This window comes from Glaciimonas soli (assembly GCF_009497155.1).
Taxonomy (GTDB): domain Bacteria; phylum Pseudomonadota; class Gammaproteobacteria; order Burkholderiales; family Burkholderiaceae_D; genus Glaciimonas; species Glaciimonas soli.
Genome location: NZ_WINI01000004.1, coordinates 440,273 through 462,314, shown reverse-complemented (window position 1 = coordinate 462,314; position 22,042 = coordinate 440,273). Strand labels below are relative to the sequence as shown.

Genomic DNA, 22,042 nt, shown 5'->3' with positions numbered 1-22,042 from the left:
TTTGTATGGTTAAACCGCCTCTCCGCTGCGAAACGGGGAGGGCGGCAAATGACAGGGTTCGCAGACCGGCACAAAAAGAAAAACCGGCAGCCCGAAGGCTCCCCGTCACTGCCGCCCATTGAGGGCGCAACAGTACACACGTAAAAAAACCGCGTTGCGCGGCTCGTGCGCTTTTTGTAACTCTGGCTGCGAAACCAGTTCCCATTTTTATTTGGGACAGGTGCATTGTACTCTTAGGAGAGGATGTTGAACAATAAGAGAAGACGTAATGTAGGGTGTCATTAGCGTAGCGTATTGCGCCTCACGTGACATCAATCCGATATCGAAAATCGACTCATCGGACTCTTAAAAAGTAGAAAAGAAATTTATGGTTCCTCTGAATTGATGGCAAAACGCACTTCTGGAAGAGCATCCGATTGAGACTCCTCAAGCAAATTTCGCAACGCAATGGCATCTTTGTTTTGTCTAAGAAGTACATCAGCCAATTTTACACACGCTGCTCGAATGCTCGATGCACTAACCTCTTCAGGGCTATGAGATTTAATATCAACATAGGAAACTGCACTAAAAATACTGGGTATAGTCTCAATCAGCGTCGCAATATGCTGCTTGGACAATTGCTGCTTCTTGACGAGGTTATTTGCAACATCAAGTAAGGCCGCTAATCCTGTCGTGCGTCCTGATTCGATTATGATAATTAATCTGGAAATCAAACGCTCAAGGTGGGGAAACTCCACTTCCTCGGATAACTCCGCCCATTTTTGTATTCCTAAAGCCGCATAACTTACTGTATTGGCATGATTGCTTTGCAAAGCTTTACGGATGATTTTTTCAACTGCATTTGCAACATCATCATTCGCTTCTACAAAAAAAACGAAGGCTGGTATGACATGGAACGCCTTCTCCACCTCTTCATAAAGTAACTGTAATTGTTCAAAACGCTTAACTGTTTTTTTCTTTTTGGATAAGGCTGGGACGATCGCATAGGAAAGTGCATTGCCGATATCATCAATAAGTTTGTTTGCGCTTCTGATTTCTTGAAAAAAATCATCAGCTTCTGGTTCTTGATCCCTCCATCCCATTAAGCGATCAAATAAGATTGTCGCCTGTTTTGACGTTGGAAACAGTTGTGTAATTTCATTGCTTGCTGCGTGGGCCATCCCTGAGTAAACCATAGTCGCCCGATGAATTTCTTCTGATGGGAAAGTGCGTAATTTTTCCCGCGTATCCATCAGAATTTCTTTACCATGTTCATATAAATGATGGCGAACTAGGGCTCGAACTTGTTCTTCATCTAGTGTTGGCAAAATGAGAAAAACATGGGGATATAGGTACGAAGTAGCTGGGAGAGTTTGGTAATCTAAGTTATCGTTCCACACTGCTTTTGCTAATTTTTCATTCTCCTCCTGGCTGAGGAAATCATCTTTTTTCACCAAAGGCAAAAGACGTAACAATGCGGCAGTACGTGTAATTGAGGTATCGGACTTGACTGCATTAATTAGTTCATCAATACGTATTCCAACATGGCGATAGGCATTCCGTTCGTTTGGATATTGAATACTAATATTATGCCAACGCGACAAAGCCTGCTGATCGATTATTTCACTTGGCAATGGAAACGCTAATGCGTCAACTAATAATTCCCCTTGTTCTGACGCAGGAATGCTTTTTAGGGAATTATCCAGCAAAGATGCGACGACACCAAATAAATCATAGCACTGTAAATTTTTCTGTTGCCCCAATGAGAGTCCCAATCGAAATATTATTTTGGCCTTCCCAGATGGCACGCGTACTACCAGACGTGCTAACACCTCTATCACTATACCAAGGGTGGACAACGCATGCTTCTGTCGTTCTTTGCTTCCTGTGGTTCGCTGCTCACGCCAGTAGGTTATTGCTAATTGAGTGCGTTCAACTAAAGTGTCAACCACATTTTTTGATGCAGACGCTACACCAATACGCGTAAAAAGAGCATTAATCGATGAAGATCTTTCGTTACTAGCAGAGCGAATCGCCAAAATGTAGTTCAATAGTTCAGAACCAATACCACCAGACAGTACCAATTTTTCGGCGGCATTTGAAAGTAAGCTAACACCGATAAAACCAGAGCTAATGCGCAAGGGAATACCTACACATCTACTCAGCTCTTCCAACTGAAGAAATTCACTTACTCCGCTATTATTTGAATGGTGGCTAGAGTTATCCCTATAAGATCCCTGCTCAAATGTCAGTTCGATGGGATGCTGATTCTTAAAATACTCTTCCTGGCGCTGTCCAACTTTGCCGCGGATATGCTCAATCCAGATCCATGGATCACATTTCCACTCCTGAGTTATGTTTTCAATAAAAGCAGCTAACTTCTCTGGTCTCTGATTTGAATGATAGCTATGGATTGACTGCAACAACCAATGTGCCCACATAAAACGAGACAAAATAGATATGGAGTCGCGATCACCCCGGTAGTTTTCACGTAATTCACCATATGCCATGTTGATTATCTTTATTCCTTCTTCAGACCTGCCCAACTCCATTAATAATGTGGCTCGTCGCAATTTCCATATAGGATCATCACCCACTATCTTTTCTGCAGCGCTCTCCATATTCGGATAGTCGAATGCATCACGTGCCACTAACGCTTGATGGTAGGCCAATTCAGTCGCGCAGTCGGGAAAATGTTGCACGTGCTTTTCTAATATAGCAGTCAGCTCTTTAATATGTGTCTGTATTGCCTGCTTGTCCTCTTCATTTTTTGCTTCAAGCCACCGACTATTTTTGAGTAATATCAATGCTATTTCTAGCTGTTGGTGCTTGCTAAGAGAGCATGGTGTATCAGGATTAACAAACTGAAAAAGTACATCCGTCAGCCAGGACGGAATAGAGGTTAATGTTATGTCGTAGCGCCACACAATTTCATATAGCAACTTAGCGCGGTCTTCTACAGCTAATGCTGAAATATTTTGCGGAGTGGGGCGTGGGTCACTAATCTGAGATTGAATACGTCCAAGTAAATCCGGTGGACATACTAGCCAATCTGGGTACGATTCCCGATCACTTTTTAAAATAGCTAACTGCTGTTTGAGTAAAGTTGCAGCATACTCAGGTTCTTTAAACTGGCGATGGAAATCATCCTCAGATACTTGTTGACGATGTAAATTTGTTGGAGCCCACTTATGTTTTTCAACCCGTGACTCGCCTATACGCTTCACCTCTTTCAAAAACAAGGCCGTTGCAGTTTGGTGCCTGCGATCTGAGTCTTCAATATTGTGCACCGCATCCCATAAATCAATCGGGGCAATATTAATTGACTCCAAATATTTGCGGCGAGCTGCGGTAAGATTCAAAGCACCGATGAGGTAAATCTTTCGTGCGTGTTCTGCTAAGTGATCACGCACCCAACCTGCCCATTGCAAAAAGTTAGGATCATCACCCGAAAAACCCAGCAAACAAAGTTCGTTCTCGATAAATGCCTGCCTTGCAAAATTAACGAAAGGAGCAAATTTTGCCGGATAAGTTCTGAAGTCTTCTTGAGCCGCAATAAAAGTATCGTTGCTTCCGATCGTTCCGTGTAGCTTGACGATTCGTGGTGATGGTGCCCATGCTAAATCGGAAGGTTTAGTGACAGAAGTGTAGTAACGACTATGGACATTTTTTGCGGCACGCTCTAAAAGCGTGTCCCAATTGGTGGTCATAACTTCTGACCATGGTAAGTTCAACAATGATTGATAAAGTTCACCGGCTCTCCAAGCATCATCATTAATCTCCGTGCGAATCTGGTCATTCAATGCTGCTTGACCAAAGTAAATACGGTACTCCTCAGCTATCCGCAGAGGGTCAGAAAAACTCAATTCCTTATCGCTTGAATTAAGCCCCTCTATTAATTTTTTACTGAAATCATTCCATAGCGGCATTTTCTTTGTATGGCCAACATGAAAAGCCGCACAACGACTAAATCCCGCGCCTATCATAATGGCCGCGCCACGCTGGTTACCATTAAAATTATGCAGAGCAGATGCCAATTTTTGGATAGAAGGGTAGTCGGGAAGATCGGTTATTTCAGATATGTTTTTTGCTGTCATGATCAAAAGATGATTCGATAGATGGCGTTATACGACTGACGAAATGGACGAAAAAACGGGCTCAACAAGAGCCCGTTTACCTTTATTCCTAGGACACAAAATGCCCAACTCTTATTTGACGTAAATTTCGCATTCAGAGTCGCCAAAAAAATCAAACGTCAATATTCCCAGCCTGCAGCGCATTCAACTCAATAAACGCCCGACGCGGTTCCACATCATCACCCATTAACGTCATGAAAATCTGATCCGCAGCAATCGCGTCTTCGATCTGCACTTTTAACAAACGGCGAATACTTGGGTCCATGGTGGTTTCCCATAGTTGCATTGGGTTCATTTCGCCCAGTCCTTTGTAGCGCTGTTTGCTGACGCCGCGTTCTGCTTCGTCGCGTAACCAGGCCATCGCTTGATGGAAGTCGATGATGGCTGATTCTTTGACTTTTTCACCGGCGCCACGACGGATCGATGCGCCTTTGCCGATCAGGCCTTTGAAGGTTGCGGCGGCGTTGCGCAGGACCTGGTAGTCGGTGCTGTTGACGAAGTCGCTGTCGATGGTGCTGACTTTGATGTTGCCGTGATAGCGACGGTTGATGCGTAGCAGTTGTTTGTCGGATAGTTCGTCGGTTTCGGCGATGACTTCGACAAACGGGTCGTTGATTTCTTTGGTCAAAGCTTGCGCTGATAACTCGGTGTTGGCGAAGCTGTCCATTTGCAGCGTGACGCCGGTCATGATGGCCGATAGTGCTGCGCCGTCGATGACGCGGGTCAGGCGCGTGATGATGGCGTTGGCCATATTGTATTGGCGGACCAACTCGGCCAGCGCATCGCCGCTGATCGGTGTTGCGCCTTCGCTGGCGATCAATGCTGCGTCGTTGAGCGCGACTTGCATCATGTAAGAGACTTCTTCGGCGTCGTCTTTCAGATAGCGTTCGTCTTTGCCGTGTTTGACTTTGTACAGTGGCGGTTGCGCGATGTAGATGTGACCGCGTTCGACCAGTTGCGGCATTTGACGATAGAACAGCGTCAGCAGCAAGGTGCGGATGTGGGCGCCGTCGACGTCCGCATCGGTCATGATGATGATGCGGTGATAGCGCAGTTTGTCGGCGTTGAATTCGTCGGCACCGATGCTGGTGCCGAGTGTGGCGATCAGCGTGGTAATTTGTTCTGACGACAGCATTTTTTCGAAGCGCGCTTTTTCAACGTTGAGCACTTTACCGCGCAACGGCAGAATCGCCTGGAATTTACGGTCACGGCCTTGTTTGGCTGAACCGCCCGCAGAGTCACCCTCGACGATGTAGAGTTCGCACAAGGCTGGGTCGCGTTCCTGGCAATCGGCCAGCTTGGAGGACAAGCCGAGACCGTCCATCACGCCTTTACGACGCGTCAGGTCACGCGCTTTGCGGGCTGCTTCGCGAGCGCGGGCTGCCTCGACGATTTTGCCGCAAATGATTTTCGCGTCGTTTGGTTTTTCTTGCAAAAAGTCGGTCAATGTTTTGGCGACGATTTCTTCAACTGGTCCGCGCACTTCACTGGAAACCAATTTGTCTTTGGTTTGTGAACTGAATTTTGGTTCTGGCACTTTGACGGATAACACGCAAGTCAAACCTTCGCGCATATCGTCGCCGGAGATTTCGACCTTGGCTTTTTTCGCCAGCTCGTTTTCTTCGATGTATTTGTTGATGACGCGTGTCATCGCTGCGCGCAAACCGGTGAGATGCGTCCCACCGTCGCGTTGCGGAATATTGTTGGTGAAGCACAGCACTTGTTCGTTGTAGGCGTCGTTCCATTGCATCGAGACGTCAACGCTGATGTTGGTGCCGTGTTCCGACATTTTTTCACCAGTGGCCTGGAAAATGGTCGGATTCAGAATGCTTTTGTTTTTGTTGATGTATTCAACGAAACCACGCGTGCCGCCTTCGAAGGCAAACAATTCTTCTTTGCCGGTGCGTTGATCGGTCAGTTTGATGCGCACGCCGTTGTTCAGGAAGGACAATTCGCGGATACGCTTTGCCAGAATTTCGTAGTGGAATTCAACGTGCGTGAAAATTTCTTCGTCGGCCCAAAAGTGCACTTCGGTGCCGCGTTTGTCGGTGTCGCCAATGACTTTGATAGGCGATACAACCACGCCGTCGATGGTTTCGATTTCACGGTTTTGCGGTACGCCGCGAACGAATTCCATGTAGTGCACTTTGCCGTCGCGACGAATCGTCAGCTTCAGCAATTTTGATAAGCCGTTGACGCAAGAAACACCCACGCCATGCAAACCACCGGAAACTTTGTACGAGTTTTGGTCGAACTTACCACCGGCGTGCAGCTCGGTCATGACGATTTCGGCGGCGCTGCGTTTTGGGTCATGTTTGTCGTCGAACTTGACGCCAGTTGGCACGCCGCGACCATTGTCGGCAATCGAAATCGAATTATCGGAATGGATGGTGACGTGAATTTCGGTACAGTGACCGGCCAGCGATTCATCGATCGAGTTGTCCAGCACTTCGAACACCAGATGGTGCAAGCCGGTGCCGTCAGAAGTATCGCCGATGTACATCCCGGGACGCTTCCGTACAGCTTCCAGACCTTCTAGAATCTGAATCGAGGATGCACCGTAGGCATTCGATCCTGCTGCGCTTGCGGCGGCAGTTTGTGCGGCATCTGAGGTTGACGGTGTGGTGTTGTCTTGAGGGATGGATGACATGGCTACCTTCTGTAAAGACTGCTTAATTTATGACTACTGAGAGTGCATTTTCAGAAAAACACAGTGCTGAAATGCATCAATCACGAATTACTTAAATGGGCAAAGGGGCACGAAGCCCCTTGTCACTACTAACAATATACAAAAAAATCAAATGCGCATCGGCATTACAACGTATTTGAAATCCGTATTTTCCGGCACGGTAATCAGCGCCGAAGAGTTTGCATCACCAAGCGCGATATTGATCTGGTCGCACTTGAGATTATTTAATACGTCGAGCAAATAGGTGACGTTGAAACCGATATCGACACTGTCGCCGCCGTAGTCGATTTCGACTTCTTCAATCGCTTCTTCCTGATCAGCATTGGTCGAGCTGATTTTCAAACTGCCTGGCGTCACCACCCAGCGTACACCTTTGAATTTATCGCTGGTCATGATGGCAGCGCGTTGCAATGAGCGCAGCAATTGATCGCGACTGATGGTGAAATCGTTTTTATAACCCTTCGGTACGACGCGGGTGTAATCAGGGAATTTACCTTCGACCAGTTTCGAAATCAGTTCAATATCAGCGAACGATAATTTGACCTGGTTATTGGCAATATCCAACTGCACCGTTTCATCAGTATCTTCCAGCAAGCGCTGCAATTCCATAATGGTTTTGCGCGGGATGATGACTTCTTGCTTTTCAAATTCCTGATCGGTCGCAACCTGGCAAAACGCCAGACGGTGACCATCGGTGGCAACCGCGATCACATGTTTGCCTTCCAACACTAGCAACAAACCGTTCAGGTAATAACGGATATCTTGCTGCGCCATCGAGAAATGCACCATGTTAAACAGGTGCTTCAAGGTTTTTTGCGGCAGCGTAACAGTCGCGTTGTATTTATCGGCCTGGGCCACGGTTGGGAATTCTTCCGCGGCCAGGGTTTGCAACGCAAAACGTGATTTACCCGATTGCACCGTCATGCGTTTGTTGCTGAGTGTGAGCGAAACATCGCCCGACTCTGGCAAGGCACGCAAAATGTCGAGCAATTTACGTGCTGCGACTGTTGTTGCTGCTACATCAGTACCGCTACCGACTGCGGCATTGGTGGTGATTTGTACTTCAATGTCTGTTGATAAAAACGAGACTTTTTCGCCGTCTTTGCGTATGAGGATATTGGCCAGAATCGGCAATGTGTGCCGACGCTCGACAATACCACTCACGATCTGCAGTGGCCGGAGAAGGGCATCTCGGCTGGTTTTGACCAATTGCATAGTTTTTCCTTCTTCTAAAATTGCTATCAATGTTGCATTATTGCTACTGTTTTTATACGTCAAAAGTACAAATTGAGGACAGCTATAAATGTAACTTAATTCAACTACTTAAGAATGACATTACCGGTAAACATTTGTCTAAATATCGTCTACGAGTTTGGTTACAGGCTTATGCAAAAAAACCACACATGCCATTTTGTTCATCTTTTTTAAAGCGACAATTAAACCATGTTATCCACAAGCCCACGATCAACCGCGATGAGCACACTTTAGCCCTTTAAAGTTTGCTCCAACACGTGCAACTCATGATTACATTCTGGATTCTTTGCGCGATCACCGGCGATCTTGCGCACCGCATGCAGGACAGTAGTGTGATCACGACCACCGAACATTTCACCGATTTCCGGCAAGCTCTTCTGCGTTAACTCTTTGGCCAGATACATCGCAATCTGACGCGGACGCGCAATGTTAGCCGGGCGCTTTTTCGAGTACATATCGGCAATTTTAATATTGAAAAAGTCAGCGACTGTTTTCTGGATATTATCGACCGAGATCTGACGGTTTTGTACAGATAGCAAATCTTTTAATGCATCTTTGACTACATCAATGGTGATGTCTTTACCATGGAAGCGCGAGTAAGCCAGAATTTTGCGTAACGCGCCTTCGAGCTCACGCACGTTGGAACGTAAATGTTTGGCAACAAAAAAAGCCACATCATCTGAAAAAGTAACGCCTTCCGATGCTGCTTTTTTCAGCAAAATCGCCACCCGCATTTCCAGTTCCGGCGGCTCAATCGCCACCGTTAAACCGGAGTCGAAACGCGAAATCAGGCGATCATCCATGCCAGTGATTTCTTTCGGGTAGGTGTCGCTGGTAATAATAATTTGTTTCTTTGCGGCAATCAATGCTTCGAACGCATAAAAGAATTCTTCCTGGGTACGGCTCTTGCCGCCGAAGAATTGAATATCATCGATCAGCAACAAATCCAGCGAATGATAATAGCGCTTAAAGTCATCAAAACCTTTTCGCTGGTAAGCAGTCACTACGTCTCTAACGTATTGTTCTGCATGGATGTAGCGTATCTTCGATGCCGGATTATCTAACAACAACTGATTGCCGATAGCATGAATCAAGTGGGTTTTGCCCAAGCCTACGCCACCATATAAGAACAGTGGGTTGTAAGAAACACCAGGATTATTGGCGACCTGAATTGCCGCAGCACGGGCAAGCTGATTAGCTTTACCGGTCACGAAACTATCGAAACTTAAGGCTGTATTAATCTTGGATTGATCGCGACGTGCGGTAACAGCAGTGGACTCCGCCTGCACTTCCGGCGCGCGTTCAAAGTTGCCAGGATAGCTATTTTGCTCATTCGATATGCCAGCCTGCGCCGAACCACCATATGAACCATTGCTGTCATCATCGGAAGTAACTGGCATTGCAGCAGATGTTGGCTTACGCGCAACATTGGTGCGCGGATCCAACACAAACAATACTTCTGTCGGTTGCTCCCAATATTGGCATGCCAAAGAAGTAATGCGACTTGCGAACTGCGTTTTTACCCAATCAAGCTTAAAGCGATTTGGCGCCGCGACACGCAAACGACCGTCGTCGTAGTCGAGCGGTACCAGTGGTTTTATCCACGCGCTAAATTGTTGAGGCGTCAACTCCTGCTCCAATTGCGCGGAGCAACTTTGCCAAAAATTATCCATGAATCTCTATGTGAAGTGTGGTGTGGAAGGGGGGTCATGACACTCTGACATGCCGTGGGCGGTGTTGAACTAATCTGCCAGAGACTGTCAAAATGTTGACCGATGTTGCGATTACGCATGCCACACAATGTCGCTATTCTACCCTTGCTGACCAAAGTTATCCACAGGTACGAGGCATTATTCTACGATTCACCGTGATTTTTCTTATGCAACAAACTACAAGGAAAATACGCTAAGTGATTGACAAACAAGCGGAAAATGCGTTCTAATCCAAGGTTCACTGCGCGTTGAATTGCAAAACTGGATGGCAAGATTAAAATCTTGGCTGTTTTGTCAGCCTTTTAGCCGCTCGGCGTTAAGGCGGATCCAGCAGCTGCAATGTGTTTAACTGTGGCGCAAAACTGTGAATTTCCGATTTATTTAGTAGCTTAGTAGTTTTTTACCTAGAGACCATCATGAAACGTACTTACCAACCTTCCGTTGTACGCCGTAAGCGTACCCACGGCTTCCGCGCCCGTATGGCAACCCGTGGTGGCCGTGCTGTGTTAAATGCACGTCGCGCTAAAGGTCGTAAACGTCTGGCAGCTTAATTGCTTCGGCAATTGCTACAGCGTTTCGTTACGACGTTGCTACAGCGAATATCACGTTGAACCCGTTGTTGAACTCATCACCGAGTTTTCCGCGTGAGCGACGTATCGTTAAAACGGATGAATTTTCATCCGTTTTTCGTTTGCGCCCCGTATTTAGAACCGCGCATTTTGTTCTGTATACGCGTCTGAATACGCAAGTTGGTGCGCAGGCACGCCTTGGCGTAGTCGCGGCAAAGCGGTTAGCGCCGCGCGCGGTGACACGCAACACTGTGAAACGCGTGACGCGCGAATTGTTTCGCCAGACGTCTTTGCCGCCGTTCGACTGCATTGTGCGCTTATCCAAACCGGTCAATACCAAAGCCGGTCCGGCCACAACAGCGCGTCTGAAGCGGGAATTACGTGACGAATTAACGCAACTGTTTGCGTCACAGCGCATGCTTTTATTACGTAGCTAAGCAAATTTAAGCGAAAAGCGATCAGATCATGAAAACGATTTTACTGTTCCTGTTGCGTTGCTATAAATTGGGAATCAGTCCTTTTCTTGGACAGAATTGTCGTTTTTATCCTAGTTGCTCCGAATATGCCGCCGAAGCCATTAATGTGCATGGCGCCGTAAAAGGTTGCGCACTGGCAGCTTGCCGCTTAGGTAAATGCCATCCCTGGCATGCTGGTGGCTTGGATCCTGTGCCGCCGCCCCCATCTGGCGTTTCCGTAGCTCCTCCTGCAGCTAAAGTTGATCGTGAAGTTAATCCTGATCGTCACTCATGCCGCTGCAGCCATTCCTGAATTCAGTCCTACCCTTACCCTGTATAGAGAATTACTCTTATGGATATCAAACGTACCGTCTTGTGGGTTATTTTTTCGCTGTCGCTGTTGTTCCTTTGGGATAACTGGCAACGAAGCAATGGCCATCCGTCGATGTTTTTCCCTAACCCTGCGGCAACTGCGCCAGCTGCTGGCGCGTCTCCGGCCAGTACTCCGGCAGCAGCGAATGCTGCGGCCAGCACCGACGTGCCGCAATCTGCCAGTGCACAAGCTGCACCGGCATCCGCCGTACCCGATACTGCTCCTGCAGCAAAAGGTGAGCTGATCACTATCACGACCGATCTGGTGAAAGCGCAGATCGACACCATGGGCGGCGAACTGGTACATCTGGAATTGTTGAAGCAACGCGATACAGTTGATCCAACCAAGAATCTGGTGCTGTTTGATTCCAGCGCCAAACGGGTTTATCTGGCAGAAACAGGTTTGATCGGTGGCCCATTCCCTAACCATAAATCACCGTTTGTTGCATTGCCTGGCGCACGTTCGCTGGACAACGGCAATCAAGTGCAATTGGTTTTGGAGTCAACTGAAGGCGGCGTCAAGCTGACCAAAACCTTCACTTTCAAACGCGATGATTACGTTATCGACGTCAAGCACACTGTGACCAACGATACCGGCGCACCTATCTCGCCTTCACTGTATTTGCAATTGGTACGCGATGGTAATGCCCCAGAAGGTGAACAGCGCTTCTCCCACACCTTCACAGGTGCAGCGGTCTATACCGATGAGCAAAAATATCAAAATTTCACTTTTGACAAAATAGAAAATGGTAAAGCGGATTACGATAAGAGTGCCAAAGATGGCTGGATCGCTATCGTTCAGCATTACTTTGTTTCGGCCTTCATTCCGCAAAATAACGCCCAGCGCGAAATCTTCGCCAAGAAGGTTAGCAACAATCTATACGCTATCGGTAACGTCCTGCCATTGGGTACGATTGCTCCGGGTGCCAGCGTCACTATGGATGCGCGTCTGTTCTCCGGTCCGCAAGAAACTGTTCTGCTGGAAAATGCAGCACCTGGTCTGACACTAGTCAAAGATTATGGCTGGCTCAAAGTGATCGCCGAACCGATTTTCTGGTTGATGACGCAAATCCACCACGTCCTCGGCAACTGGGGCTGGACCATCATCGCTTTGACGATACTCATCAAGCTAGCGTTCTTCCCATTATCGGCAGCTAGCTATCGCAGTATGGCGAAGATGAAAAAAGTCACGCCGAAGATGACCGCGATTCGTGAGCGCTACAAAGACAAGCCGCAAGAAATGAACAAGGAAATGATGCAGCTGTACAAAACCGAGAAAATCAATCCTCTCGGCGGCTGCTTACCAATTGTGATTCAGATGCCGATTTTCTTTGCGCTCTATCATGTGTTCCAGGCCAGCGTAGAGTTGCGTAACGCGCCGTGGTTAGGCTGGATTCACGATTTGGCAGCACCGGATCCATTCTATATTTTGCCAGTGGTAATGGCGGTTGCGATGTTCGCTCAGACCAAGCTGAACCCACCACCACCTGACCCAATGCAAGCCAAAGTGATGATGTTCATGCCGCTGATTTTCTCGGTTATGTTCTTCTTCTTCCCGGCTGGTCTGGTACTGTATTGGGTTACCAACACGCTGATGTCGATTGCTCAGCAATGGGTAATTACCCGGAAGATCGTTGACGCAAAATAACAGCGGCAAGTGATTAAGTCGGAAAAGTAGAAATAACTGTCGTAAAAAAGCCCGTGAACTAAAAATTCACGGGCTTTTTCTTTCGCGGTTGTTTCAGATAATCAACAACACTCGTAAAATCAAAGTCATGTCATTCGATTCTTCTCCTATCGCAGCAATTGCTACCGCGCCCGGACGTGGTGGTATCGGTGTCGTCCGTATTTCCGGTAAAAATCTGGGCACGGTCATTCAGTCTGTTTGCGGCGTGACTGAAACCGTGCTGACGCCGCGCCACGCTACTTATCTGCCTTTCAAAAATCTGGACGGCAGCGTGATAGATCAAGGTCTGGCCATCTATTTCAAAGCCCCGCATTCATACACTGGCGAAGATGTGCTGGAGTTGCAGGGGCACGGTGGGCCAGTGGTCTTGCAAATGCTGCTGACGCGCTGTTTGCAAGCGGGTCAGGAAATCGGTTTACGCATGGCCGAACCGGGTGAGTTTACCCAACGTGCTTTCCTCAACGACAAACTCGATTTAGCGCAAGCTGAAGCAGTCGCTGACTTGATCGAAGCCTCCACCGAAGCTGCGGCTAAATCGGCATCAGAATCGCTGTCTGGGGCATTTTCCAACGTGATCCATGGCCTGGTCGGACAAGTCACCAATTTACGCATGCTGGTCGAAGCCACGTTGGATTTCCCAGAAGAGGAAATCGACTTCCTGGAAAAATCCGATGCCAGAGGCCAGTTGAGCACCATCCGCACCACGCTGGATCAAGTGTTCGCGCAAGCCGCGCAAGGTGCGCTGTTACGCGATGGCCTGAACATTGTGTTGGCTGGCCAACCTAACGTCGGTAAATCATCGCTGCTCAATGTACTGGCAGGTGCAGACGTCGCCATCGTCACTCCAATTGCCGGCACCACCCGCGATAAGGTGACCGAAACCATCCAGCTCGAAGGTATCCCGCTTAATATCATCGACACCGCCGGTATCCGCGATTTCGATGAGGCCAGCGATGAAGTAGAGCGCATCGGCATTGAGCGCACTTGGGCTGCGGTCGCCAAAGCTGACGTCATCTTGCATATGCTCGATGCCAATCATGGTCCGACTCTGGCCGACGAAAAAATCCTCGGCCGTTTCCCCGATAGCGCCCCGGTCATTCGCATCTGGAACAAAATCGACCAGTCTGGCCATAAAGCCGCGGTGGATATCGCGCATGACGTCACGCACATTTATTTATCCGCCACTGACCACATAGGTATCGATTTGCTACGCGGAGAACTGCTGCGTATCGCTGGTTGGCAGCAAACCGGAGAATCGCGCTATCTGGCGCGGGAGCGTCACTTAATCGCCCTCAAATCTGCACGCGATCATCTGGAGCTGGCTGCTGAACATGCCAGTGTCAGCGATCAATCGCTGGATTTGTTTGCAGAAGAATTGCGCCTGGCGCAAGATCGCTTAAGCAGCATTACTGGCGCGTTTACGCCGGACGATTTGCTAGGGGTGATATTTTCGCGGTTTTGTATCGGAAAATAAGACTTCTTGCGGTCAACCACAATGCCCTCATTGCCGTTGTTAAATCCTGGCAAATGCCTATTATCGATTTGAGGAATATAGAAAAATGAACACCAAACTTATTGCAGTAATGTCATGCGCCATCGCTCTTACAGCCGCATCAGGTTTTGCTAGTGCTAAAGGATGTATTAAAGGTGCTGTTGTCGGTGGCGTAGCCGGCCATTACGCTGGTCATCATGCGGTTATCGGTGCCATTGGCGGCTGCTATGTTGGGCATAAACTGGCGAATCAAAAAGCTGCTCAGGCTGCTCATCCCGTGGCTCCAGCTACAACTTCTACGGCCCCAGCAATCGCACCTGCCCCGGTTAGTCACTAATCAACTAATTATTTAGTTGTCGTGGGATGAGGTATATTCAATGTGGCATGTCTCTTCGCTAATACTGTTTCTCATCCCACTAAGTGTTTGCGTCGTATCAGCGCCCCCAGCATTGTTCCATCGTTGCTGTAGCATCCACCATGCTGCGTGCACCGCTTTGATCTAAGATCAAGGTACCGCAATTGTCCAGCTTCTGCGGAACCGCTTGTAATTTATAAGTTGTCAATCCTGTGTCAGCGGCTACCAGATTGATCACGTAGATTGCTTTTCCAGTTTTCGGTGACTGATTGATACCAGCAGGCAAAGTGGGAACACTGCCATCGCCATTTACATAACTATGGTTCATCGTAAAACGTCGCTCCATCCAATGGGCTGCTTCGTGTAATACTGCAGCAGCTGCGGCACGGTTGCCGCGCTGGATATGGGTGCGGTAACTGGGCAAAGCAATCGCACTTAATAATGCGATGATCACGGCGACTATCAATATTTCGAATAGAGTAAATCCCGCTGCACCACTCTTCGCTCCTCGCTCATTTTTCCGATATTTTTTCATCACTGTGTCGGTCGCTGTACCTGCAATTCATGCCAGGTTCTCAGAGGTTTTCTTTTAGCGGTGGTGATATCGACAAATTTCGTTTTTCCCTCCAGCGTTTGCAATACCAAACTGCGGCGACCATTTGGCAGGGTAATGACAACAGGCGCTGTCAATGATGCGGGCACGGTCAGCGATATCTGGTTGGCTGGCGCATTGGGAAAGATCGCTTGCGCCGAGGCGCCGCCGGTTTTCAAATCAAACACCATTAACTGCGACGATGCAGGCGCACCAGCAATACCCGGTGTAAAAGTTAAGACTACCAATTTATCATCCACGATGAATGGCGCGCCGACCACGCGTTCGCCTTTATCCAAAAGATCAACATACCAACCGCGCTGATTTTTCCAATCAATGGCGTTTTGTGTGATCAGGCGACCATTACTTACTGCGGTTAAGGTTTGCTGCTGCAATTGATCACGACCGCTGATCACCATCCCCGTCGTTGTATCAGATGGCTTTTCCCATAGGCCGTAAACGCTTTGTATTTGTTTGTCTGTCTGATCACTCGTCTCGTACAACTTTCCGGTGCCGAACAAAATCATCCGACCGCCTTTAGCATGGGCGGTCATGGCAGGCTGTTGTGTGATCGGTTGAGTTTGCCCGGACTTATCTGTGGCGTTAAAGAATGGCACACCGTTATATGCCAATTGCCAAGTATCCGGTTTGCTATTGGCCAGATCGAATTTCCACAGCGCTCCGCGTAAATCGCCAGCATAAGCCGCGATCACTTCACGCTGTTGATTAAAGCGTAGAGCGGGGGTGGCTAAGCCATTTCTTGCATCGTCCCTATGTTCTGCAGCAGAGATTTTTTTGATCAATGTACCGGTCGCCACGTCAAGCAAATACAACACCGCATTTTGATGATTACTTTCAACGCCATTTCCGTACAACGCTGCCCACTGTCCGTTACGCAGTAACACCACCGATGCTTTGCCCAGTACATAACCCATGTCATCATCTGGCACACCATCGTTGGCAATATCTGCATGTTCCCACAACACGCTTTTTGCCTCGAATTCTGCTGGGGCGCTGATATCGATGGCGAATACACTTTTGGCGCCGGCACCTGTGCTCCCCAGCAGGATGGATTTCCAGGCGCGTGCAGTGCCGGAAGCGGTCAGTAAATACGCATCACCTTCCGACATTTGACCATCGACAAAGTAATGATGTTTAGGTGCGACATAGGAGACATCAGAAAGCGACTTCAAAAATGGATAGACAGCCTGCGGTATATACGCCCATTTTTCGATGCCGGTTTTGGCATCAAAAGCGTGCAACATGCCGTCGTTTGCACCGACATATAACATCCCGTTTGGATTACGCGTTTGCTTGGCGCTGAGATAGGCCTGATAGAGCGTGCCTCCGCCGTTTTCCGTTGTTAGCAAGTCATAAGCAAATGACGCGTTTTTTACAAGGAATGGTAATGAGTTGACAATATCGCCCAGGTTGCTTGCACGCCGACGAAAATAGCCATCTGTATGACCGACCTCCAGCGCATCACTTCCGCGCAAATACGCAACCATACTTTCAGATGACAGCGCTGTTTTTTGTGCGTCGCTTAACTCCGACCAGTAAAAATTAACGGCGCGTCCTTGTTCTGATATCCATGTGACGATCTTACGTCCGGCCCAATTCGGCAGTAAATCTGCTGCATCCCATAATTGCGCTCCCGCGCTTCCATCCGGTAGCACGTGGAACGCCCGCAGATGTCCAGTCCAGTCGTTTTCGCTATAACTAGTTTGATATACCAGTGATTCTGTATTGGGCTTGGTGCTATCGTAGATCAGTCCGGAAGACTTGGATGGCATTAAAGGTATTTGCGCTATTTGTGCTTTTACAGAGAGCGAAACGGCGATGAAAAATAACATTGAGAACCAAATTCGAAGGGAATAAGTCATTGAGAGCATCACAATCGCACGTAACTTTGTACTAGCACCACGACCTTATCTGTCATGCCGACACCGCGCGCAGTGATTCGAAAAGCGGGCGGTGCGTCATCTGCTTGCAGTTGGTATTCCTGTCTTGCGCGCATCACAATTTTCTCTATCATGCAACGCGGTGCCTCTGCCCATCCTACAGTCACATTTGCGCTTGAAGGCAACGCTATCGAGATCGCATTATTGCGCCAATTGCCGATCGAATTCCAAGGTTTGTCTCCCATCTTCGTAGCGCTGTATCCTGCGTCTAATTGAGGATATTTGGCATCATCGGGCGGGTTTTCCACCAATCTTTCGCAATACCGCAAAGCCAGCTCTGCGGCCTCAAATGCCAATTGCCGACTGCGTAAGTTTGCGGCCATTTTTTCTTCTAATAACACGTTACGCATTGCCGTCACAGTCAACAACACGATCACCATCAGAAATATCAATACCATCGGCAGTGCAATGCCACACTGCTGTTGCGGGAAATGCGATAGTATTTTCATACACACCATCACAGCGAGAAAATCGTCGCAAGACAACGCACATCTTTATCCGTTGTTGCAGCCAATACCGCCATACGACAATTGCTTTTACTGAGATCCGCATCATCGGCATGTGCGGTCACACCGTCCTCGTTATCAGATTCTTTGAAATACACTCTCACCACAAAACCCTGCTGAGCTGAACCTGAGATTTCCCCCCAACCACCTACAACTGCACGAGCAAGTGATGCGCGCCATTCGTATAGATCCATTGCGGCGACTTCTGATGATGTACAAATGATGGCATCTGCACAGCCCGGCGCTGCGCCATTGGTAAGCCGATTGGCTGATTGGCCCGGATAATTTTGTAACGCTGGACTGTATTTACCATTAAGCGCGCCATCGCGATTTGCTCGCATGCGTTCAATGAGTTCGCCACTCAAAACTGTCGCCAAAGTACGATCATGCGCAACGGTCTGATTCCGCAACGTCGTCAATTGCGCAGCGGCCAAAGCCAGTAAAATAAAAACCGAGATAACGATGGCGATCAGTATTTCAATCAAGCAGCTGCCCGATTGTCGGTGCTTATATTTCAACGAGAAACGCCAATCACACGTCAACAATCCGGACATTTTTCTACTCGCATATTTGAATAACGATGAAAAAATTATAAGAGTGTCAGGCTGCGATCACTATTGGCTGAAAGCTTAAATGTGAGGATGAGTTTTGACTGGGTGACGAAGGAAAAATAACGGCAATAACGAAACCACTATGGGATTGATCGTTATTGCCGTTTACGATGAACACAACATCAACTCAACGATTCGAATACTCCTGCACCGCGATTTTTCTGGACCTTATCCCAGTTAAAAATCTTCCCGTTCATCGCCACGTAGACCCCGGATGGCAACACTTGTGCGACACCGCAAGCAAATCCTAAATTGAACAGGGCATCAGAATTGGCGATTTCGTATGGAATCATGGCACCGGTAATGACAATAACTTTATCCAGATTGGCTACGCCCAATACCGCTGCGGTTTCGCGCATGGTGTCTGTGCCGTGGATGATGACGATGGCCTTTTCTTCGGCATGACTGCAAGAAACGAGTACGCGACGGCGATCGATATCTTGCATCTCTAATGAATCCAACAAGGGTAGTTCTTCCAGCGTGTTGGCGATAGTGATGCGCGAGCGTTTGATCACCTCAGGTAAGTGGCTGGCACCAAAGCCCAGCTTGCCAGCGATTTCGTCATAGTGTTTATCAAATGTGCCGCCGGTGGCGATGATACGTAATGCCATGAGAGTCAACTTCCTTTTTAGTTATGCGAATTAAATCAGAGGTAAATTCTAACTCAACCGAGACTATACGCGCCGCCAAAGTCCTTGGAAAAAGGCGACTATTGACGATAAGAATCCGCCGCTGTCACCTTTGCGCTGTTTGCTAACTTGTTCTGCCGTGATTACAGGTGTTGCTGAATTGCCGTATTGCTGCACGATGAAATTACTCAGTGTAGCAATCTGCGCATCACTCAAATGGTCCGCAAACCCTGGCATAAAGACATCGTCGCCTTTTTTGTCTGAGGTTCCTTTATTGTGGCGCTGCACACCATTCAAGATCACCATTAACAAGTTATTCGGATCGCTTGCCCCCACCGTACTATTATGGAACAACGATGGGTAATACCCATCGGTCACGCCGCTGCCGCTGGCCGAATGACAGCTGGCGCAATTGCCGCTAAACAGTTCTGCACCACCGGATGCGACGCTACTGACAGAGACTGGCGCGATGCCGCGCAAAGTGGCATCGTCTTGCGATGGTTGGCCCCACGCAAAGCGCGGCTTGGTATCTATCGGATTATGAATTACTGGCACACTACGCAAATAGGTGACGATGGCTTGCAAATCAGGATCGGTCAGAAATTGCAGGCTATGCTCTACCGCCTCTCCCATACCGCCGGCTGCCGAAGCTTTGCCGGGAACCGAACCGGTTTTGAGATATTGCACCAGCTCTTGATCTTTCCAACCACCGACACCGCTCTCCATATCAAGTGTAATGTTATATGCCGTCCACCCGGCTAACGGCGCGCCACCAAATGCGCGTTTGTGATCAAGTCCCATCGTGCCATTGCGCGGCGTATGACATTCCTGACAATGCGCCAACCCTTCAACCAGATAGGCACCACGATTCCATTCGACGCTTTTAGCCTCATCTGGCTGCCAAAGTGCAGGAGTGAAATTAAACAGCTTCCAGCCAGCCAAAATAATCCGCTGATTGAATGGAAATGGTAATTTGTTTTCCGGCGTCTTCTGTTGAATCGGCGGCAAACTAAACAGATAGGCTTTGATCGCCAATACATCGTCGCGCGATAATTTTGTGAAAGAGGTGTAAGGGAAAGCAGGGTAGAGATGCTCGCCATTTTTACCAACACCCGTGTGTAACGCGCGGATGAAATCTTCATCACTCCAGGTACCTATGCCAGTTTCTTTATCTGGCGTGATATTCGGGCCGTAAATCGTACCGAATGGTGTCGCCAACGGATAACCGCCTGCAAACGGTTTGGCTTTGTCTACCGTATGGCAAGCAATGCAATCCGCTGCGCGCGCCAGATATTCTCCGCGTTTGATTTGCTCGGCATTGGCACCGGTTGTGATGACGGAAGCGGTTGCACTATCGTCTGCATGAGCAGCCGCGAAGAACGTAAAACCCGTGCTTACAACGACTGCCGTCAGCAGCGAATGAACACATCGGGTTATCTTCATAACACGGTCCTCAAAGTATCTGCAATCCGCAGCGACAAAGCTGCAATCGTCAGCGTGCAATTGACTGTTCCGGCCACCGGCATCACCGAGCTACTGGCAATAAATAAATTCTCGTGATCATGCGAACGGCAATGCGCATCGACAACGGAATCACGCGGATCACTCCCCATGATGGTGGAACCCATGATGTGATTATTCGGTGCGAAATTATCGTCGAAAGTGACTTCGGTGCCACCAAACAAGGCCGCAATGTCGGCATACACTTCATGCGTTTTAATGGCACTTTTCTTGACGTAATCATCGATTGCGTAGGTAATTTCCGGCTGAGGAATACCGAGTGCGTCCTTATGATCGGCGCTGGGGAGCACACGATTTTCCGGATTCGGCAAAATATCATGGAAGCTATTGATATTGACCATGCGTGCTGCGCGATGGCGAATTTCCTTATCCAGTTTGCTACCGACCAATCCCATTTTCAACGCCGCTTGCGCTGCATGATTCGTCTGTGCCATGTTGTTCAAATGAAGTTTTTTAGCTGCGTATTCCGAGCGAAATGCGCCGTCGCGCATATCCACGATGGATGACATTTCTATCGAGCCGCGTCCTGGCCACATATCCTCATTCGCTAAAAAACTGACACTGGTGCCGGGATGATCCATCAAATTACGACCGACTTGATCGGAGCTATTGCCGATGCCATTTGGATGTTTATCATCAGTAGAAATCAACATCAATTTTGGTATCTCGATGCCATTTGCAGCCAGTACGAAATATTTTCCGGTCACGCGATGTGTTGCGCCGCCGGGGTCTTTGTAATGCACTGCGCTGACGCGATCTTTACTATCGATTTCGACTTTATAGACTACGGCTTCTGGCAAAATTTTTGCGCCAGCTTTCTCGGCTTTTTCGACGTGAACTATTCCACTGTACATCGCGCTGATCGGACAAATCGGCATGCAATTATTATTGCCACAGCAGTTAGGGCGCTCATCGTAAGCACGGCTATTGCGCGCGACGGGTTCCGATACGACCTTGTGACCATGCGCGTTAACCACCGCGCTAAAGCGTTGGTCATTCCACGAAAAAGGCAAGTGATCCATAGGATACGGTTGCTTGCGCGGCGATCCCAAATCAGTACCGTCGTTAGGGCCAGATACGCCTAACTCAACTTCAGCGCGATAATAATACGGTTCCAATTCATCATAGTTGATAGGCCAATCGCGTCCAACACCATAGCGCGTTTTCATTTCAAAATCGCTAGGTAAAAAACGCCATGCGGCAGCAGCCCAATGCCATGTTGTCCCACCGACGGCACGGATGTATTGCGAGTTATATTTATGCTCGCCTTTGAAAATCAAATAATTATTCTCTGGCGTGTATTCCGGATGGGGCGCATATTTGGTCGACGGATAAGGCGTCATGAAATCGTCTTTACTCGGCGTGTTGCGATAGTTCTCAACGATGCGCCAACGTTCTAACCGCGGGCCGGCTTCCAGCACCAATACGGAAACGCCAGATTTCGCCAATTGATGGGCAACGATGGCGCCTGCGACACCGGAGCCAACGATCACGACATCTGCCGACAAGTTTTCCGCCATCT

General features: G+C 48.5%; 17 protein-coding genes. 6 read left to right on the top strand and 11 right to left on the bottom strand.

All coding sequences use genetic code 11. The features are described from left to right. Window positions 1-365: 365 nt before the first annotated feature. From GEV47_RS10430 to dnaA, 4 genes are all read right to left on the bottom strand, one after another. On the bottom strand, window positions 366-4,076 hold the full coding sequence (locus tag GEV47_RS10430) for an SIR2 family NAD-dependent protein deacylase (protein WP_153234682.1): 3,711 nt from the start codon (window positions 4,074-4,076) through the stop codon (window positions 366-368). A gap of 151 nt (window positions 4,077-4,227) precedes the next feature. Next, entirely contained in the window at window positions 4,228-6,765 is a 2,538-nt protein-coding gene (gene gyrB, locus GEV47_RS10425) for a DNA topoisomerase (ATP-hydrolyzing) subunit B (RefSeq protein ID WP_153234681.1), read from the bottom strand. Between the two features lie 147 nt (window positions 6,766-6,912). Beyond that, a complete protein-coding gene (gene dnaN, locus GEV47_RS10420) occupies window positions 6,913-8,019 on the bottom strand; it encodes a DNA polymerase III subunit beta (protein WP_153234680.1) in 1,107 nt (368 codons plus the stop codon). 269 nt (window positions 8,020-8,288) lie between these two features. Beyond that, complete coding sequence (gene dnaA / locus GEV47_RS10415) at window positions 8,289-9,731, bottom strand: chromosomal replication initiator protein DnaA (protein WP_153234679.1); 1,443 nt, start codon at window positions 9,729-9,731, stop codon at window positions 8,289-8,291. A 455-nt stretch (window positions 9,732-10,186) separates the two neighbouring features. Between dnaA and rpmH the strand changes: the two genes are divergently transcribed. The 6 genes from rpmH to GEV47_RS10385 all read left to right on the top strand — a co-directional run bounded on the left by rpmH (window position 10,187) and on the right by GEV47_RS10385 (window position 14,682). Further along, window positions 10,187-10,321 (top strand): 50S ribosomal protein L34, encoded by a 135-nt coding sequence (gene rpmH / locus GEV47_RS10410; protein ID WP_061535510.1) that lies wholly within the window; start codon window positions 10,187-10,189, stop codon window positions 10,319-10,321. 68 nt (window positions 10,322-10,389) lie between these two features. Then, window positions 10,390-10,776 carry a ribonuclease P protein component gene (locus GEV47_RS10405; RefSeq protein ID WP_228124652.1) on the top strand — a complete coding sequence of 129 codons (387 nt, stop codon included), beginning with the start codon at window positions 10,390-10,392 and terminating at the stop codon, window positions 10,774-10,776. A gap of 28 nt (window positions 10,777-10,804) precedes the next feature. Continuing rightward, on the top strand, window positions 10,805-11,107 hold the full coding sequence (yidD, locus tag GEV47_RS10400) for a membrane protein insertion efficiency factor YidD (protein WP_153234677.1): 303 nt from the start codon (window positions 10,805-10,807) through the stop codon (window positions 11,105-11,107). A 39-nt stretch (window positions 11,108-11,146) separates the two neighbouring features. Then, window positions 11,147-12,814 (top strand): membrane protein insertase YidC, encoded by a 1,668-nt coding sequence (gene yidC, locus GEV47_RS10395; RefSeq protein WP_153234676.1) that lies wholly within the window; start codon window positions 11,147-11,149, stop codon window positions 12,812-12,814. A 127-nt stretch (window positions 12,815-12,941) separates the two neighbouring features. After that, a complete protein-coding gene (mnmE, locus tag GEV47_RS10390) occupies window positions 12,942-14,327 on the top strand; it encodes a tRNA uridine-5-carboxymethylaminomethyl(34) synthesis GTPase MnmE (protein ID WP_153234675.1) in 1,386 nt (461 codons plus the stop codon). A gap of 85 nt (window positions 14,328-14,412) precedes the next feature. Further along, on the top strand, window positions 14,413-14,682 hold the full coding sequence (locus GEV47_RS10385) for a hypothetical protein (RefSeq protein WP_153234674.1): 270 nt from the start codon (window positions 14,413-14,415) through the stop codon (window positions 14,680-14,682). 97 nt (window positions 14,683-14,779) lie between these two features. Here the strand turns inward: GEV47_RS10385 and GEV47_RS10380 are convergent, their stop codons facing one another. The 7 genes from GEV47_RS10380 to GEV47_RS10350 form a co-directional block, all read right to left on the bottom strand. Further along, window positions 14,780-15,235, bottom strand: coding sequence for a type IV pilin protein (locus GEV47_RS10380; RefSeq protein WP_153234758.1), 456 nt, complete (start codon window positions 15,233-15,235; stop codon window positions 14,780-14,782). After that, window positions 15,235-17,085, bottom strand: a complete 1,851-nt coding sequence (locus tag GEV47_RS10375) for a pilus assembly protein (RefSeq protein ID WP_194270635.1) — start codon at window positions 17,083-17,085, stop codon at window positions 15,235-15,237. Before GEV47_RS10375 ends, GEV47_RS10380 begins: the two co-directional genes overlap by 1 nt. 98 nt (window positions 17,086-17,183) lie before the next feature. Beyond that, complete coding sequence (locus GEV47_RS19385) at window positions 17,184-17,702, bottom strand: pilus assembly PilX family protein (protein ID WP_228124651.1); 519 nt, start codon at window positions 17,700-17,702, stop codon at window positions 17,184-17,186. Window positions 17,703-17,710: 8 nt separating this feature from the next. Continuing rightward, on the bottom strand, window positions 17,711-18,313 hold the full coding sequence (gene pilV / locus GEV47_RS10365) for a type IV pilus modification protein PilV (RefSeq protein ID WP_153234672.1): 603 nt from the start codon (window positions 18,311-18,313) through the stop codon (window positions 17,711-17,713). Between the two features lie 179 nt (window positions 18,314-18,492). Continuing rightward, a complete protein-coding gene (locus GEV47_RS10360; protein ID WP_153234671.1) occupies window positions 18,493-18,981 on the bottom strand; it encodes an asparaginase domain-containing protein in 489 nt (162 codons plus the stop codon). A 63-nt stretch (window positions 18,982-19,044) separates the two neighbouring features. Then, window positions 19,045-20,442, bottom strand: a complete 1,398-nt coding sequence (locus GEV47_RS10355) for a c-type cytochrome (protein WP_153234670.1) — start codon at window positions 20,440-20,442, stop codon at window positions 19,045-19,047. Beyond that, window positions 20,439-22,040 (bottom strand): GMC family oxidoreductase, encoded by a 1,602-nt coding sequence (locus tag GEV47_RS10350; RefSeq protein ID WP_153234757.1) that lies wholly within the window; start codon window positions 22,038-22,040, stop codon window positions 20,439-20,441. The genes GEV47_RS10355 and GEV47_RS10350 overlap by 4 nt, the downstream gene beginning before the upstream one ends. Between the last annotated feature and the right edge of the window lie 2 nt (window positions 22,041-22,042).

Coding starts and splice junctions, on each gene's coding strand:
- pilV (WP_153234672.1), bottom strand. CDS start 18,313: ATGTCCGGATTGTTGACGTGTGATTGGCGTTTCTCGTTGAAATATAAG.
- gyrB (WP_153234681.1), bottom strand. CDS start 6,765: ATGTCATCCATCCCTCAAGACAACACCACACCGTCAACCTCAGATGCC.
- mnmE (WP_153234675.1), top strand. CDS start 12,942: ATGTCATTCGATTCTTCTCCTATCGCAGCAATTGCTACCGCGCCCGGA.
- GEV47_RS10355 (WP_153234670.1), bottom strand. CDS start 20,442: ATGAAGATAACCCGATGTGTTCATTCGCTGCTGACGGCAGTCGTTGTA.
- yidD (WP_153234677.1), top strand. CDS start 10,805: ATGAAAACGATTTTACTGTTCCTGTTGCGTTGCTATAAATTGGGAATC.
- GEV47_RS10360 (WP_153234671.1), bottom strand. CDS start 18,981: ATGGCATTACGTATCATCGCCACCGGCGGCACATTTGATAAACACTAT.
- dnaA (WP_153234679.1), bottom strand. CDS start 9,731: ATGGATAATTTTTGGCAAAGTTGCTCCGCGCAATTGGAGCAGGAGTTG.
- GEV47_RS10430 (WP_153234682.1), bottom strand. CDS start 4,076: ATGACAGCAAAAAACATATCTGAAATAACCGATCTTCCCGACTACCCT.
- rpmH (WP_061535510.1), top strand. CDS start 10,187: ATGAAACGTACTTACCAACCTTCCGTTGTACGCCGTAAGCGTACCCAC.
- GEV47_RS19385 (WP_228124651.1), bottom strand. CDS start 17,702: ATGAAAATACTATCGCATTTCCCGCAACAGCAGTGTGGCATTGCACTG.
- GEV47_RS10375 (WP_194270635.1), bottom strand. CDS start 17,085: ATGCCATCCAAGTCTTCCGGACTGATCTACGATAGCACCAAGCCCAAT.
- GEV47_RS10380 (WP_153234758.1), bottom strand. CDS start 15,235: ATGAAAAAATATCGGAAAAATGAGCGAGGAGCGAAGAGTGGTGCAGCG.
- yidC (WP_153234676.1), top strand. CDS start 11,147: ATGGATATCAAACGTACCGTCTTGTGGGTTATTTTTTCGCTGTCGCTG.
- dnaN (WP_153234680.1), bottom strand. CDS start 8,019: ATGCAATTGGTCAAAACCAGCCGAGATGCCCTTCTCCGGCCACTGCAG.
- GEV47_RS10385 (WP_153234674.1), top strand. CDS start 14,413: ATGAACACCAAACTTATTGCAGTAATGTCATGCGCCATCGCTCTTACA.
- GEV47_RS10350 (WP_153234757.1), bottom strand. CDS start 22,040: ATGGCGGAAAACTTGTCGGCAGATGTCGTGATCGTTGGCTCCGGTGTC.